Origin of the sequence: Mycolicibacterium frederiksbergense (genome assembly GCF_012223425.1) — a bacterium.
Taxonomy (GTDB): domain Bacteria; phylum Actinomycetota; class Actinomycetes; order Mycobacteriales; family Mycobacteriaceae; genus Mycobacterium; species Mycobacterium frederiksbergense.
Map to the genome: position 1 here is coordinate 4,637,327 of NZ_CP038799.1, position 13,848 is coordinate 4,651,174.

Annotated in this window: 15 protein-coding genes; 7 read left to right on the forward strand and 8 right to left on the reverse strand. The window is 63.0% G+C overall.

Features of this window, described 5'->3' with window-relative positions:
- Window position 1: 1 nt before the first annotated feature.
- From EXE63_RS25545 to EXE63_RS25560, 4 genes are all read right to left on the reverse strand, one after another.
- Window positions 2–850: a hydrogenase maturation protease gene (locus EXE63_RS25545; protein WP_168144238.1), complete on the reverse strand. Its 849-nt coding sequence runs from the start codon at window positions 848–850 to the stop codon at window positions 2–4.
- Complete coding sequence (locus EXE63_RS25550) at window positions 847–2,454, reverse strand: nickel-dependent hydrogenase large subunit (protein ID WP_168144239.1); 1,608 nt, start codon at window positions 2,452–2,454, stop codon at window positions 847–849. The genes EXE63_RS25545 and EXE63_RS25550 overlap by 4 nt, the downstream gene beginning before the upstream one ends.
- A 46-nt stretch (window positions 2,455–2,500) precedes the next feature.
- The gene (locus tag EXE63_RS25555; protein WP_090363759.1) at window positions 2,501–3,472 is read right to left on the reverse strand and encodes an NADH-quinone oxidoreductase subunit B family protein; all 972 of its coding nucleotides are present in this window, start codon (window positions 3,470–3,472) and stop codon (window positions 2,501–2,503) included.
- Between the two features lie 90 nt (window positions 3,473–3,562).
- Window positions 3,563–4,144, reverse strand: a complete 582-nt coding sequence (locus tag EXE63_RS25560; RefSeq protein WP_168144240.1) for a DUF1641 domain-containing protein — start codon at window positions 4,142–4,144, stop codon at window positions 3,563–3,565.
- Between the two features lie 203 nt (window positions 4,145–4,347).
- Here EXE63_RS25560 and EXE63_RS25565 point away from each other — a divergent pair, with 203 nt between their 5' ends.
- The 6 genes from EXE63_RS25565 (at window position 4,348) to nicT (ending at window position 9,781) form a co-directional block, all read left to right on the forward strand.
- Window positions 4,348–5,403 (forward strand): AraC family transcriptional regulator, encoded by a 1,056-nt coding sequence (locus tag EXE63_RS25565; RefSeq protein ID WP_168144241.1) that lies wholly within the window; start codon window positions 4,348–4,350, stop codon window positions 5,401–5,403.
- Window positions 5,400–5,783, forward strand: coding sequence for a hydrogenase maturation nickel metallochaperone HypA (locus tag EXE63_RS25570; protein WP_234904265.1), 384 nt, complete (start codon window positions 5,400–5,402; stop codon window positions 5,781–5,783). Before EXE63_RS25565 ends, EXE63_RS25570 begins: the two co-directional genes overlap by 4 nt.
- Before the next feature lie 4 nt (window positions 5,784–5,787).
- A complete protein-coding gene (hypB, locus tag EXE63_RS25575) occupies window positions 5,788–6,582 on the forward strand; it encodes a hydrogenase nickel incorporation protein HypB (RefSeq protein WP_168144242.1) in 795 nt (264 codons plus the stop codon).
- Between the two features lie 64 nt (window positions 6,583–6,646).
- Window positions 6,647–7,720 (forward strand): class 1 fructose-bisphosphatase, encoded by a 1,074-nt coding sequence (locus EXE63_RS25580; protein ID WP_168144243.1) that lies wholly within the window; start codon window positions 6,647–6,649, stop codon window positions 7,718–7,720.
- A gap of 5 nt (window positions 7,721–7,725) precedes the next feature.
- A complete protein-coding gene (locus EXE63_RS25585; RefSeq protein WP_149442813.1) occupies window positions 7,726–8,610 on the forward strand; it encodes a phosphoribulokinase in 885 nt (294 codons plus the stop codon).
- A 58-nt stretch (window positions 8,611–8,668) separates the two neighbouring features.
- The gene (gene nicT, locus EXE63_RS25590) at window positions 8,669–9,781 is read left to right on the forward strand and encodes a Nickel transporter NicT (RefSeq protein WP_168144244.1); all 1,113 of its coding nucleotides are present in this window, start codon (window positions 8,669–8,671) and stop codon (window positions 9,779–9,781) included.
- A gap of 12 nt (window positions 9,782–9,793) precedes the next feature.
- Here the strand turns inward: nicT and EXE63_RS25595 are convergent, their stop codons facing one another.
- Genes EXE63_RS25595 through EXE63_RS25605 form a run of 3 tightly spaced genes read right to left on the reverse strand, consistent with a single transcriptional unit; the run spans window position 9,794 to window position 12,246 of the window.
- Window positions 9,794–10,357: an alpha/beta fold hydrolase gene (locus EXE63_RS25595; protein WP_168144245.1), complete on the reverse strand. Its 564-nt coding sequence runs from the start codon at window positions 10,355–10,357 to the stop codon at window positions 9,794–9,796.
- Between the two features lies 1 nt (window position 10,358).
- Window positions 10,359–10,796, reverse strand: a complete 438-nt coding sequence (locus tag EXE63_RS25600; RefSeq protein ID WP_168144246.1) for a ribulose bisphosphate carboxylase small subunit — start codon at window positions 10,794–10,796, stop codon at window positions 10,359–10,361.
- 19 nt (window positions 10,797–10,815) lie between these two features.
- Window positions 10,816–12,246, reverse strand: a complete 1,431-nt coding sequence (locus EXE63_RS25605; protein ID WP_168144247.1) for a form I ribulose bisphosphate carboxylase large subunit — start codon at window positions 12,244–12,246, stop codon at window positions 10,816–10,818.
- Between the two features lie 200 nt (window positions 12,247–12,446).
- Here EXE63_RS25605 and EXE63_RS25610 point away from each other — a divergent pair, with 200 nt between their 5' ends.
- Window positions 12,447–13,409: a class I fructose-bisphosphate aldolase gene (locus tag EXE63_RS25610; protein ID WP_234904266.1), complete on the forward strand. Its 963-nt coding sequence runs from the start codon at window positions 12,447–12,449 to the stop codon at window positions 13,407–13,409.
- A 152-nt stretch (window positions 13,410–13,561) separates the two neighbouring features.
- On the opposite strand, the gene EXE63_RS33325 is transcribed toward EXE63_RS25610, so the two are convergent.
- Window positions 13,562–13,696, reverse strand: coding sequence for a hypothetical protein (locus tag EXE63_RS33325; protein ID WP_272955794.1), 135 nt, complete (start codon window positions 13,694–13,696; stop codon window positions 13,562–13,564).
- Window positions 13,697–13,848 lie beyond the last annotated feature (152 nt).

Consider the following 13,848-nt stretch of genomic DNA (forward strand, 5'->3'; position numbering starts at 1 on the left):
ATCAGCACTTCTGGTGCTCCAACGGGATGCGCAGCGCGCCCTGCGCGTCGTCCCAGAAGGCCTGACGGGTGCCGGCGGGAATGCTGTCGTCGAGCAGCTCGCGCACCAGCAGGGCGCGGTCGCCGGCGGGGGTGCGCTGTTTGAGCAGCAGCCCGCCGCTACGCGGCCCGCGCAGCGGCAACAACCAGAGTTGCTCGTCGCGCACCATTCCGGCCGCCACGTGTGACGGGAACCGGGCCGCGGACAGCTGTGCCCCCAGACGCAGGTAGCCGTCCTCGGTGAATTCGACGGTGGTCTCGTCGGGGTCGACCGGTCGCAACGGTGAAATGTATTCGGATTCGAGTATTTCGATCACCTGCTCCATGGCCGTGGTCACCGCCGGTGACAGGTCGGCTCCGAACGACACATCGGCAGCCTCGATGAGGAAGACGGTGATGTCGGTGGGGCATGCGTCGCCCAGCGCCCAGCGTGCGAACGCGATGGCATGGTCCCAACGGAACGAGTGCGTATGGAGGCCCTGCAGCGGTGGCAGCTCGGCGAGCTCGGCACCCGGGACGCGGTACGTGGTTCCGGCCGCGGCGCCGGTGGCCGATGCGTCGATGATGACCACCTTGCCCGCACCGCGCATCTGGAACGCGACATCCATTCCCGCGGTGCCGCCGTCGACGATCCGAAGTCCTTCGGGCATACCGCGTTCCCACAGGTGACGGACCAGGATGGGGCCGACTCCGTCGTCACCGCGCAACAGGTTTCCGCACCCGACAACCAGCACGTCGCATCCCGGTGGGTCGAGCAGTGGATCCGACTCACCGGCATGCGTGCCGTCCGGGGTTGTTGACGTGGGACTCACACCATTCCGTTGATGACAAACTTCGACAGCTCGCGGCCCGTTTTCCCGTCGTAGGCGTGCACCGTGCACACCAGGCAGGAGTCGAAGCTACGGGCCACGTGTCCCAGTTCCACCGGATCGTCCACGTCGACGATCGGGGAGCCGACCAAGGCGTTCTCGATCGGGCCGAGCACCGACTCGCCGTCGCGCGGCCCGATGTTCCAGGCGGTCGGCGTGACGACCTGATAGTTCTTGATCTTGTTGTCCTCGATGACGATCCAGTCCGACAGCGACCCGCGGGCCGCCTCGGTGGAACCGAAGCCTTTGCCCTCGGCGTGCTCAGTGGGCTTGGTGTAGAAGCTCTCCTTGAGGTCGAGCTGGTTGAGCCATTCCCGAGTCCACTTGTAGTACTTCGGCGCCTCATGCATGCGGGCCAGCTGACGGACGAACACGCTGGGCCCGATCTTGTTGTACAGGTCGACGAACAGGGGGTCGTTGTCCTGGTGCGCAGCGGGATTGGGGCCGCCGGCGGCCAGCCGGCGTGCCAGCGGCCCGGCCTCCAGGGGGACCGTGCCCAGATCCGGCACGTCGTAACGCGGTGACTTCGCCCAGCTGTACTTGCCCTGTTTACGTCCGGCCTCCGGGTCGACGGGAATGGTCTCCCCGTCGAACGGATGCAGCGGACGGTCGCCTTCGTAGAAGGAATGTGTCACATCCTCGGTGACCCTGGCCTGGTCGAACTCGGTCCACTTGCCGCCGGCGAAAATCCCGGACCGGCCGATCAGCGCGTCGTTGCGCCCATCGATGGTCGGGTTCTCATAGAGCGACGGTTCGAAATAGGTGCCCGTGGCAATGTAATTGCCGACCCCCTGACCGTATTTGTCCAGGCCGACATCCAGGCAGAACCGGATGAAGAAACCGCAGTCGCTGTTGTGCTGTTCTTCGTTCTCGTCGACCCATTCCAGGATGTCTTCCCAGGTCTTGTTCTCCAGCCAACGGTCGACCGAGCAGCCAAGCCACTGCTTTTCCAGCCAGTTGTCCTTCCAATGCTCCAGGATGGCGATCGAACGGGTCACATCGGACAAGGTCGGAGCGCACATCACTCCGCCGGGCACCATGAAGCTGGAGTGCGGCCACTGGCCGCCGAAGATGGCGTACACCTCAACGGGTTTGGCCGACAGCACCACACCGGGTTGATAGCTGGTACCGACGTAGGGTGCGAACCGGCGCACCGATTCGGCGTACAGCTTCGACTTCGCGTAGTTCTTGTTGGTCAGGTCGATGGCGAACAGCGCGTAGAAGTAGCGCGGAATGGACTGCAACGTCTCGGCGGCCTGGCAGATGTTGCGGATCAGTGTCGCGTTGGGTGGCATATGCGTGCGCCAGGCGGTGTCGAGAGCATAGGCCGACTTGTACAGGTGACTGCCGCCACATATGCCGCAGATCCGTGGGCAGACGACCAGGCCGGCTTGCGGATCTTTGCCGCGGAGAATGATCTCGAAGCCACGGAACATGGCGGCCTCGGTCCACGCCGACGTGACCACTCCGTCTTCTATGGTCACGCGCACGTCGAGGTCACCCTCGACGCGCCCGAGTGGGCTGACAAAAAGATCGAGCGCGGTCATGGGTGTCCTTTCGAGACTTCGGTTCTGGGGCTGCGGCTGGGCGTTGTTAGACGACGAACATGTCTTCTTTGGACCACTGCGGTGCCGCGATGCGGGCCGCGGCGGCGTGCGCCATGTAGGTCAAGTGGTCGCTTCCCTCCGGGACCTCCTTGGGGATCATCCCGCTGACCTTCTGGGTCTTGAACACCGTGCCGGGGGCCAGGTCGAAATGGGGGAACTCGGGTTCGGTGCAGCCCAGGCACGGCATGCCGGCCCGGGTCTTCGACGACTGCCGGTTCCACAGGATGCGATTGCACGGTGAGTGGGTCATCGGCCCGCGGCACCCGAATTCGTAGAACAGGCAGCCGGTGCGGGTGCCTTCACCGAAGGACATCGTCGACTGCTTGTACTCGAAGAATTGCACACGGGTGCAACCGGTCTGGGTGAAGGTCTTGAAGAAGGTCTCGGGTCGGTGCAGCTCGTCGAGCGTGATATCACCGGCCCGACCGGTCGCCAGGGCGACGATGATCTGGGTGATCCAGTCCGGATGGGCCGGGCACCCGGGCACATTGATCACCGGCAAACCCATCTTCGAGGTGAAGTTCGGTCCGAGGAAGCCGCCCTTCTTGCGCTTGTGGAACTGCAGGCCGGTGGATCCGGACGGATTGGGCTCCATCGCCGGAATACCGCCCCAGCACGCGCAATCGCCGATCGCGACGACGATCTGTGCGGCGTTGCACAGGTCCACGACCCAGTCCTTCATCGGCCGGTCGGCGAAGATGTCCATCCGGCCGGTGCCGTTCGGCGCCTCGATGACCGAACCCTCGAAGACGAAGATGTCGAGCGGTCGCTCACCGCGGGCGCAATCCCAGAACACCTTCTGGGCATTGGCGCCGAGCTCCAGTCCCAACGACGGGTGCCACAACAGATCCAGTCCGAAGTCGACGATGAGGTCGACGACGTTGGGTTCCTCGGCGTTCAGGAACGACATCGTGTTGCCGCTGCACGCGCCTCCTTGCAACCAGAGCACGGACGCCATGGGAACTCCTCTCGAAAGGTTGTCGGATTCAGGTTGTTTGATGGTTTTGGTGACTTCTTGGGCGTGCGCGGTCAGCGATGTGGACCGCTGCTACGGGCTGTCGGTGGGCGGCGCCAACCGCTTACCGAATGCGCGTGCCACCTGGATCATGAAGCCGAGTCCTCGTGATACGTCGGGATCCTTGGTCACCCGCATCAGGCCGAAGACGCCCTTGGGGCCACGTGAATCGGCTTCGGCCGCCTTCTTTCCTTCCAAGAGCGCGTCACCGGCTTGAGCCAGCACATCTGCGGTCTGGGGGTCGATCAGTGCCGAGTGCAGCAACCGATCCAGGGCGGGTGCGGCGTCGAGTGCCGCGGACGCCAGCCGGGTGACCGTATCGGTGAGCGCGGCCAGGTCGATATCGGGGAAGGAGCGTTCGCCCGTGGCGGCGACCAGGCCCTGACGGGCGTCGGCGACCGTGGCCGATACCGAGTCGCCGATGACCTCGGCGCGGCGGACAAGCCCGTCGACCGACACGATGAGAATTGCCAGCAAATCAATGTGATCGAGGATGAGCGACAGCGATGACGCGACACCAGGGTCGTCGAGTCGTTGGATCAGTCGATCACCCGGGGTCTCGGCGAGGAGGTCAGCCTCGCCGGCACCCGGTGCGAGCGCAGCGTGTACAGCCACTCAATCCTCCTCGTTCAGTGTGTCGGTGCTCACACGGTAGACCGGGGACGGGCGCGGGCCTATCGCATTAGCGCAATTCCTGTGAGAATTACGCAGACATAGACTCGTAAATGCGCGCAATAGGTCGCGGAATATTGAATGATCGCCGCAGACTCTTGACAGATCGGTGCATTTGTCTACCGCGGAATAGTTAGGTTGCGGTCATGTCACGGCTGACCAGGCTCGGGTTCATCGACACCCGCCGGACCGGCAACCCGGTGCGGCGAAAGGTGCGTTCCCGCGGTGTGCCGCCAGCTCTGGCAAACTCCGAGATCTTCTATACCGAGAATGTCCGGGAGGCCGCCGCCCTGCTGGGAAAGGCACTCGCGCCCGGCCGCATAACGGTGGAGAGCGCGGACTCGGGGTTCGCGGCGAGCATGCACGGGGTGCGGTTGCGCAATATCAGCATGCTGTATGTCGACCTGCATGTGCGCGCCACGCTGGAGATACCGGTGCTGGGCCCGTACTTCGGCGTGCACATGCCGATGAACGGACGCGCGGTGTGCGCGCACAACGGACACCGGTTCGAAGCGACCACAATCTGTGCACTGGTGACCAGCCCGGGTTCGCCATTGACGATGGAACTCGACGAGGACTCACCGCAATTGCTGTTCCGCATCGAGGAGCCCGCGATGCGCGAATACCTCATCCGGCTGCGCGGTCGTCGGCTGACGCGGCCGCTCATCTTTCATCCGGAATTCGATCTGACGAGTGAGGTGGCGGTGCGCTGGCACGCGGCAGTGCAGTTGCTGCACACCGAGGTCTACCACGAGGGATCGCTGGTGCAGCACGGCCACGGGATCAGCGGGATCGAGGAATTGTTGATGAACAGTCTCCTGCATATTCAGCCTTCGACATACCACGAGGAGTTCGTCCGCCCCGCCGTACAATCCGTTCGCCCCGTGGTCGCCGACGCGATGAAATACATCGATGCACACCTGGCCGAGGCGATCACCATGGATTCGATCGCCCGCGCCGTCCATATGAGCGTACGGTCCGTCCAGCAGGGCTTCCGGGACGAGTTGGGTATGTCGCCGATGACCTACGTGCGTGACCGACGCCTCGAGCGGGTGCATCACGATCTTGCCGATGCGATGCCGGGGGATGGGGTGACGGTCACCGGTGTGGCGACGCGGTGGGGCTTCAACCACTTGGGCAGTTTCGCCGCGGAGTACCGCAAGAGGTGGGGGGTTCCTCCTTCAGAAACGTTGCGGCAGTGACGCATTCTGCGGTGTATGGTCGCTCATCTGAGGAGGGCAAGGTGCACGAACTGTCTATCTGCAATTCCATGGTGCGCATCGTGCAGAGTCATGCGCAGGGGCGGACTGTCCGCGCGGTCAACGTCCGGATCGGGGCAATGCGGCAGATCGTCCCGGAGACCCTGGTCTACTGCTGGTCGCTGGTGACCGAAAGCTCCGATCTGGCAGGTGCTGAACTCCTGGTCGAGCGTGTCCCGGCCAAGATCCGATGCGGCGTGTGCGGCCGTGAGCAGATTCTCGACCAACCCGTCCTCACATGCGACGGTTGCCCGGACGGACACCTCGACCTGGTCGAAGGTGACGAATTCCTGATCACTTCACTCGATTTGGCGGAGGTATGACCCCATGGGCAGATTTCATCGGCACGAGGACGGCACCGAACACGATCACGATCACGATCACGATCACGATCATGACCATGATCATGACCACCAGGATCCGGTGCATGAGCACGGCGACCACTCCGGATACGTGACGGGAGCCGACCGGGTGGTGGTGCTGGAAAGCATCTTCGCGGAGAACGACAGGACCGCGGCCGCCAACCGGCGTGACTTCGACGAGGCCGATGTCACGGCGGTGAACTTGATGTCTTCGCCCGGTGCCGGCAAGACCACACTGCTCGCAGAGACCCTGCGCCGACTGCAGGGCCGGCTGCGCACCGGAGTCATCGAAGGTGACATCGAGACCAGTATCGACGCCGACCGACTCAGCGGATTGGGCGCAGCAGTAGCGCTGATCAACACCGCCGACGGGTTCGGCGGGGAATGTCATCTCGACGCCCCCATGGTGCGTTCGGCGTTACCACGTATTCCGCTGCAAGCCCTCGATCTCCTGGTGATCGAGAACGTGGGAAATCTCGTGTGCCCCGCGGAATTCGACGTCGGATCGCATGCCAGTGCCATGGTGTACTCCATCACCGAGGGCGAGGAGAAACCTCTGAAATACCCGGTGATGTTCCGGTCCGTGGACCTGGTGTTGGTGAACAAGATGGATCTGTTGCCTCATCTGGACTACGACCTGGCGGCATTTCACGCCAACTTGAAGGCCGTCAATCCGGGCGTCGCCGTGATCGAGACCAGTGCCCGTACGGGTGCGGGCGTCGACGCGTGGTGTGACTGGCTGTCTGCCCTCCGACCATGAGCCACCCGCGCCGCCACCCAGATTGGGGATGGCTGACATATTCCCGCGAGTCATTCTCGGAGCCATGCTGACTGAACGCACCACCTTGGTGCAATTTCTCATAGAAGAGCGTCGACGGCATCCCGGAGCGTCGGGCGAACTCAACCGCCTCGTGGTGGATGTCGCGTTGGCCTGTAAGGCGATCGCGAATCGGGTGGCAGGAGGCGCACTGGGCGGGGCCCTCGGTTCCGCCGACGAGGTCAATGTGCAGGGTGAAACCCAGCAGAAGCTGGACGTGTTGGCCAACGACTACTTCCTTCGGGCCACGGAATGGAGCGGATACGTCGCCGGCATGGTTTCTGAAGAGCTGGCGGAACCGTATCGGATACCGGACTGCTTCCCACGCGGGAAGTACCTGCTCGTGTTCGATCCGCTGGACGGCTCGTCGAATATCGATGTCAACGTCTCCGTGGGGAGCATCTTTTCGATTCTTCGTGCCCCGAACCCCGGTGCCGAGCCGGAGCGGGAGGATTTTTTACAGCAGGGAACCGAGCAGGTCTGCGCCGGCTACGCGATCTACGGTCCGTCGACGATGATCGTTCTTTCGATGGGTACCGGGGTACACGCTTTCACGCTCGATCCCAGTCTCGGCGAGTTCTTCCTGACCCGTGAATCCATCAAGATTCCCGCCACCACTGGGGAGTTCGCCATCAATGCGTCGAACCAGCGATTCTGGGAGCCTGCCGTGCAGCAGTATGTGTCAGAATGCCTGGCCGGCAGATCAGGGCCGCGGGGCAAGGACTTCAATATGCGCTGGGTGGCCTCACTGGTGGCCGAGACGCATCGGATACTGACCCGCGGCGGAGTGTTCCTCTATCCGCGCGACTCGAAAGAGCCGGCGAAAGCGGGACGATTACGGTTGCTCTACGAGGCGAACCCGATGGCGCTTCTGATCGAGCAGGCCGGTGGCTCCGCGAGCACCGGCCGGCAGCGCGTTCTGGATGTCGTCCCGACTGATATCCACCAACGCATTTCGCTGGTCTTCGGTGCCAGCGAGGAGGTGGCACGGGTCGCGTCCTATCACGATCAACCCTACGAACCGCCCACGACACTCCCGTTGTACGGGACCCGTGGCCTGTTCCGTGAAGTGGCGGGCTGAGGACCATGTCGCGCATACATCCGATCGTTTCGGTCACCGGGTCCTCAGGAGCCGGTACCACCTCAGTGATGCGTACTTTCCAGCAGATATTTCGTCGCGAGGGTGTCAACGTCGCCTATGTCGAGGGCGACAGCTTTCACCGTTTCGACCGGCTCGAGATGAAGGCGGAGATTGCCGAGGCGTACGCGCGCGGCGATCACACCTTCAGTCATTTCGGACCGGCGTCCAATCTGTTCGAGGAACTCGAGGATCTGTTCCGTAATTACTCCGAACAGGGGACCGGCAAGTTCCGCAAGTACCTGCACGACGACGCCGAAGCAGAACCCTACGGACAGGAACCGGGCACGTTCACGTCCTGGGAGGAGATATCCCCGGATACCGATGTGTTGTTCTACGAGGGGCTGCACGGAGCGGTGGTCACCGACACCGTGAACGTCGCGCAGCACGCCGATCTGCGGATCGGTGTCGTCCCCGTGATCAATCTGGAGTGGATTCAGAAACTGCATCGCGACCGGGTGGTCCGGGGGTACACCTCAGAGGCGGTCACGGACACCATCTTGCGTCGAATGCCCGACTATGTGAACTACATCTGCCCGCAGTTCTCCCACACCGATGTCAACTTCCAGCGCGTTCCGGTGGTGGATACCTCGAATCCCTTCATTGCCAGGAGCATTCCGTCTGCCGACGAGTCGATGCTGATCATCAGATTCCGCGACCCGCATGGCATCGACTTCCCGTACCTGCTGGACATGTTGCACGATTCGTTCATGTCGAGGCCGAACACCATCGTGTGCCCCGGCGGCAAGATGGATCTGGCCATGCAGCTCATTTTCACCCCGATGATCTTGCGGATCGTGGAGCGGCGGAAGGCCGAACTGGTGGCTCGATAAGCGTGCGCCGACCGTCGGTCGGGAGAATGTCGGACAGGGGACGATTTGAGGAATACGGATGGCCGATCGGGCAGTTGAACGTCGTCGCCTGTGGTCATCGAGCGTGCGGGACGCACTGACGTCGAGGGAATGGCTGCGCTTGGCGTCGATGTTCCTCGCGATCTTCGCCCTACACGCGGTGGGCTGGCTGACGTTGCTGCTCGTTGTCGTTCCAGCGCATTACAGCGTGGGGGACAAGGTTCTGGGCGTGGGTATCGGGATGACAGCCTACGCACTGGGTATGCGGCACGCCTTCGATGCCGACCACATCGCTGCCATCGACAACACCACCCGCAAACTGATGGGCGACGGACAGCGCCCACTCGCGGTGGGGTTCTTCTTCTCCCTTGGGCACTCCACTGTGGTCTTCGGACTCACGGCACTGTTGGCTTTCGGAGTGACGGCCGTGGTGGGACCCGTACAAGACGACTCCTCGGCACTGCATCACTACACCGCGTTGATCGGGACCGCCGTCTCCGGGATCTTCCTGTACGTCATAGCGATCGCGAATCTGGTGATCCTGGTCGGCATCGTTCGGGTGTTCACTCAGATGCGGGATGGCACGTACAACGATTCCGAGCTGGAGGAGCACCTCAACAACCGCGGATTCCTGAACCGGTACCTCGGCAGGTTCACGCGCTCCATCAAGCAGTCGTGGCACACCTATCCGCTCGGCGTGCTCTTCGGCCTGGGGTTCGACACCGCCAGCGAGGTCGCGCTTCTCGTGGTGGCGGGCACCAGTGTGGCGGCCGGCGTTCCCTGGTACGCGATACTGTGCCTGCCGGTGCTGTTCGCGGCGGGCATGACCCTGCTTGACACCATCGACGGCTCGTTCATGAATCTCGCATACGGGTGGGCACTTTCCGAGCCGGTGCGCAAGGTGTACTACAACCTGACTCTCACGGCAATGTCGGTCGCCATCGCCCTGATCGTCGGAAGCATCGAGCTGCTCGGCGTGCTGGTCGCTCAGCTCGGCTGGACCGGCGGTGCCTGGGACTGGGTCGGTGACGTCGACCTCAACATCGTCGGCTTCGTCGTGGTGGGTGTCTTCGTTGCGACATGGATCGTGGCCCTGTTGGTGTGGAAATACGCGCACGTCGAAGAGAAGTGGACGACCGACCGGCCAAGGTGACCGTGAATCGTCCTACACCGACAGGGTGTGCATCACGATCTCGGTACTCAGCTGGGCGATGAAATGACGTGAACCTCGTGTTCCGGCCAGATCAGCGATCCTGAAGTCCCCGCGAACGTGGCGCCGGCTGGCACGCGCAATCGAGCCGGCGCCGCGCGAACTGACCAGAGCTGTCGTGTCGGCGAAGACCTGCGGGCAGAGGGCGTCCCCGCTGTCATTGTGTGCGGTTCCGGGATGGCCGCCGTCGATCACCACCAGGCCCGTAATGCGCTGCGGGTGATGCGCCGCTGTCAGCCAGGCGATCTCGGCGCACCGCCCGTCGCCGACGAGTACCGCGCAGCGGATGCTCAGCGAGTCAAGGATGGCAACGATGGCTTTGTCGGACAGCGGTGAACGCGCGCTGATACCGACTGTCTGCACCTTCGCCACGTGCAAGCGGTCCCTGAGTTCCTGATAGGGGGATCCGGCGGTGCGAGACATGTCCAGCAACACCACCGTCCGGCCGTCCGGCGGACCCTGTGCACTGACCTGGACGGGGAGCCCGTCGATCGTATATAGGCGATCGACGGGCTCCATGTCAGTCGGTATCGTTGTCATTGCCGTATCGCTGGCCGGACGGTTTCGTCGCGGCGTAGGCGAAGGTGGTGTATCCGATTCTGCGATCGGAACCTTCGGCTCGGTCGAGGCGGAAACCCGGCTCTTCAGCCGGGCGTTGCACGATGAAGGAGAATGCGGTGGTCTGCCGGCCGAGACGAGCGTCATAGGCGTTGAGACGCACATAGGCGTTGGGGTAGGCGGTGCGGCAGGCATTGACCTCGAGCAGCACTCCGGCGGCGTCCTTCAGGTCGAACATCGGCAAGCCCCACATCTCCCAGTAGACATTTCGGGGATGCGGATCGTCGGTGAACTCCACCGACAACGGCCAGTCGTTGTCCAAAGCGTAGGTGATTTGCGCGGTGATCTCGTCGTCGGTGAAGTCGGGCAGGTATGAGAAGGTGCCCTGGGTGATTCGCATGTGCATTCTCCGCTCTGGTTCAGGAACTTGTCGACGTCGCGACGACGTCGGGAGTGTCGGTTGATTCGTAGTTGAACGAAATGTCGCCCCATGTGGCGAGCGCGGTGTCGAGTGCTCGGTTGCGCGACGCCGCCTTCTTGAGAATTTCCGGACCTTCGGCGTAGAAATCGCGACCTTCGTTGCGCGCCTTGAGCATTGCTTCGAGTGCAACGCGGTTGGCTTCGGCGCCTGCGGAGATACCCATCGGGTGACCGATGGTGCCGCCACCGAACTGCAGAATGACGTCTTCACCCAGGTAATGGAGCAGTTGGTGCATCTGTCCGGCGTGGATGCCGCCGGAGGCGACGGGCATCACGCCGGGCATCGACGCCCATTCCTGGTCGAAGTACAGACCTTTGGCCGGGTCGGCGGAAATGCTGTCCAGCCGGAGCGTGTCGTAGAAGCCGGCGGTGCTGTACGGGTCACCTTCGAGTTTGCCGACCACGGTGCCAGCATGGATGTGATCGACGCCGGCCAGGCGCATCCACTTCGAGATCACCCGGAAACTGATCCCATGTGCCTTTTGCCTTGTGTAGGTGCCGTGCCCGGCGCGGTGGAGGTGCAACAGCACACCGTTGGCGCGGGCCCACTTGGCCATCGACTGGATTGCGGTGTATCCGATCGTGAGGTCGATCATCACCACCACGGAGCCGAGTTCTTTGGCGAACTCCGCGCGCTCGTACATCTCTTCCATCGTGCCCGAGGTGATGTTGAGGTAGTGGCCCTTGATTTCGCCGGTCGCCGCCTGCGCCCTGTTGACGGCCTCCATGCAGAACAGGAATCGGTCGCGCCACCGCATGAACGGCTGGGAGCAGATGTTCTCGTCGTCTTTGGTGAAGTCGAGTCCGCCACGCAACGCCTCGTACACCACGCGGCCGTAGTTGCGGGCCGAAAGACCGAGTTTCGGCTTCGTGGTCGCGCCCAGTAGCGGCCGCCCGAACTTACCGAGATGCTCACGTTCCATTACGATTCCGTGTGCGGGTCCCTGGAACGTCTTCACGTAGTGGGTCGGGATTCGCATATCCTCCAGGCGAAGCGCCTTGAGTGGTTTGAAGCCGAAGACATTGCCGATGATCGAGCTCGTGAGGTTGGCGATCGAGCCTTCTTCGAAGAGGTCGATATCGTAGGCGATCCAGGCGATCCACTGCCCAGGCGTATTCGGAACCGCTTCGACGCGATAACACTTCGCCTGATAGTGCTCGAATGTGGTGAGACGATCGGTCCACACCACCGTCCACGTCGCGGTGCTGGACTCACCGGCGACCGCGGCGCCCGCTTCCTCGGGCGGGACGCCCGGCTGCGGTGTTATGCGAAAGGCGCACAGCACATCCGAATCTTTGGGCACATAGTCGGGCTGCCAGTAGCCCATCTCTGCGTAGGGGATCACTCCTGCATTCCATCGTTCGCTCATGACTCCGATCGTGGCAGCGAACAGTGAACATGTCTATTGAGAATTACCCACCGACCATCAAGTGTTCAGTTGACTGTATCCCCCTGGGTATCCACCTCCTAGGTGAGGGCGGCGCCGCGGAACCTGGATAGCGTCCTTGTGTCAACCACACCCGAAGAAGGACACCGCGCATGACTAACTGCCGACAGATCGCAGCCGCAATGATGGCGCCCGGCAAAGGTATTCTGGCCGCAGACGAGAGCATCGCGACGATGTCGAAGCGTCTGAAAGACAACCGAGTGGAGCCGACCGCAGAGAATCGGCGCTACTACCGGGAAATGCTCGCATCGGCGCCCGGGTTGTCCGACGATATTTCCGGGATCATCTTCTGTGATGAGACGCTCAAGCAGAGCTTCAGTGACGGGACGCCGTTCCCGCAGGCAGTCGGGGAACTCGGAATTCTCGCCGGTATCAAGGTCGATACCGGTGCCAAGGCCTGCCCAGGCCTGGACGGGGAAACCATCACCGAAGGCCTCGATGACCTGCCGGCGCGACTGGCCGAGTATGCGAAATTGGGAGCTGCCTTTGCCAAGTGGCGCGCCGTATTCACCATCGGTTCCGAAACGCCGACCCAGGGCGCGATTCGATCGAACGCGAACGCACTGGCCCGCTACGCGGCCGCATGCCAGCAGGCGGGGCTCGTTCCGATCGTCGAGCCGGAGGTGTTGATGGATGGCAGCCACAATCTCGCGGTGTGCCGGGACGTCACCGAGGAGGTGCACACCGCCGTTCGCGCCGAACTGGGATTGTTGAACGTCGATCTGGCCGGGATCATTCTGAAGCCGAATATGGTGATCGAGGGTGACGGCCACGGCAGGGTGTCCAGCCCGGAAGAGGTTGCCGAAGCCACTGTCACAGTGTTGCGCTCGTGGCCAGGAGCTTTGGCCGGTGTAGCCTTCCTGTCCGGTGGCCAGGATCCTGAGCGGGCGACAGACAACTTGACAGCGATGCAGCGGCACTCCACGCCGTGGCCGCTGACGTTCTCCTTCGGTCGCGCCCTGGTGTCGCCCGCTCTGTCGGCCTGGCAGGGAGATCCGGATCGGCGATCCGACGGCCAGGCAACGTTGCTCAACCGGGTCAAGGCCAACGGTGCCGCGGCGGGTCTGCGCGCCGCATTGCGCTGACGCACAACGAAATCTCCGATGCGAGTCGCAGCCGGCAGCTGTCCACGCAGCGTGGCGTGGGCCCGAGGGGTCATCACGGGTGTGATGACCCCTCGGTGGTTTCGCCCACCATGTCCGGCGGTGAACAATGGCAGCGGTGACGAGTGCCGAGGTCAGGCTTTGCCGAATCCCCAGACCAATCCGGCGAAGATACCGCCGACCACCAACACGTCGGCTATTCGGAGCAGCCACCAGAGAATTGCCCAATGCACGGTGCTGCGGGCCGCATTGCCGACTTGAGAAGTCATCGCAGGAGCCATATCTGGCGCCGCGTGGGATCCACGAGCTCGCGCGCGCCATCGTCGTAGTGGACGAAGATGTAACCCGGCGACGTCGAGGAGACTCGGCCGACGCGACCGAGTATGCCCTGCGACACCCGAACCCTGTCGCCCGCAACCAG

Bases quoted from the DNA above. Each gene is read 5' to 3' on its own strand.
- EXE63_RS25585 (WP_149442813.1), top strand. From the start codon at position 7,726: ATGTCGCGCATACATCCGATCGTTTCGGTCACCGGGTCCTCAGGAGCC.
- EXE63_RS25600 (WP_168144246.1), bottom strand. From the start codon at position 10,796: ATGCGAATCACCCAGGGCACCTTCTCATACCTGCCCGACTTCACCGAC.
- hypB (WP_168144242.1), top strand. From the start codon at position 5,788: ATGGGCAGATTTCATCGGCACGAGGACGGCACCGAACACGATCACGAT.
- EXE63_RS33325 (WP_272955794.1), bottom strand. From the start codon at position 13,696: ATGACTTCTCAAGTCGGCAATGCGGCCCGCAGCACCGTGCATTGGGCA.
- nicT (WP_168144244.1), top strand. From the start codon at position 8,669: ATGGCCGATCGGGCAGTTGAACGTCGTCGCCTGTGGTCATCGAGCGTG.
- EXE63_RS25550 (WP_168144239.1), bottom strand. From the start codon at position 2,454: ATGACCGCGCTCGATCTTTTTGTCAGCCCACTCGGGCGCGTCGAGGGT.
- EXE63_RS25595 (WP_168144245.1), bottom strand. From the start codon at position 10,357: ATGGAGCCCGTCGATCGCCTATATACGATCGACGGGCTCCCCGTCCAG.
- EXE63_RS25580 (WP_168144243.1), top strand. From the start codon at position 6,647: ATGCTGACTGAACGCACCACCTTGGTGCAATTTCTCATAGAAGAGCGT.
- EXE63_RS25555 (WP_090363759.1), bottom strand. From the start codon at position 3,472: ATGGCGTCCGTGCTCTGGTTGCAAGGAGGCGCGTGCAGCGGCAACACG.
- EXE63_RS25565 (WP_168144241.1), top strand. From the start codon at position 4,348: ATGTCACGGCTGACCAGGCTCGGGTTCATCGACACCCGCCGGACCGGC.
- EXE63_RS25605 (WP_168144247.1), bottom strand. From the start codon at position 12,246: ATGAGCGAACGATGGAATGCAGGAGTGATCCCCTACGCAGAGATGGGC.
- EXE63_RS25610 (WP_234904266.1), top strand. From the start codon at position 12,447: ATGATGGCGCCCGGCAAAGGTATTCTGGCCGCAGACGAGAGCATCGCG.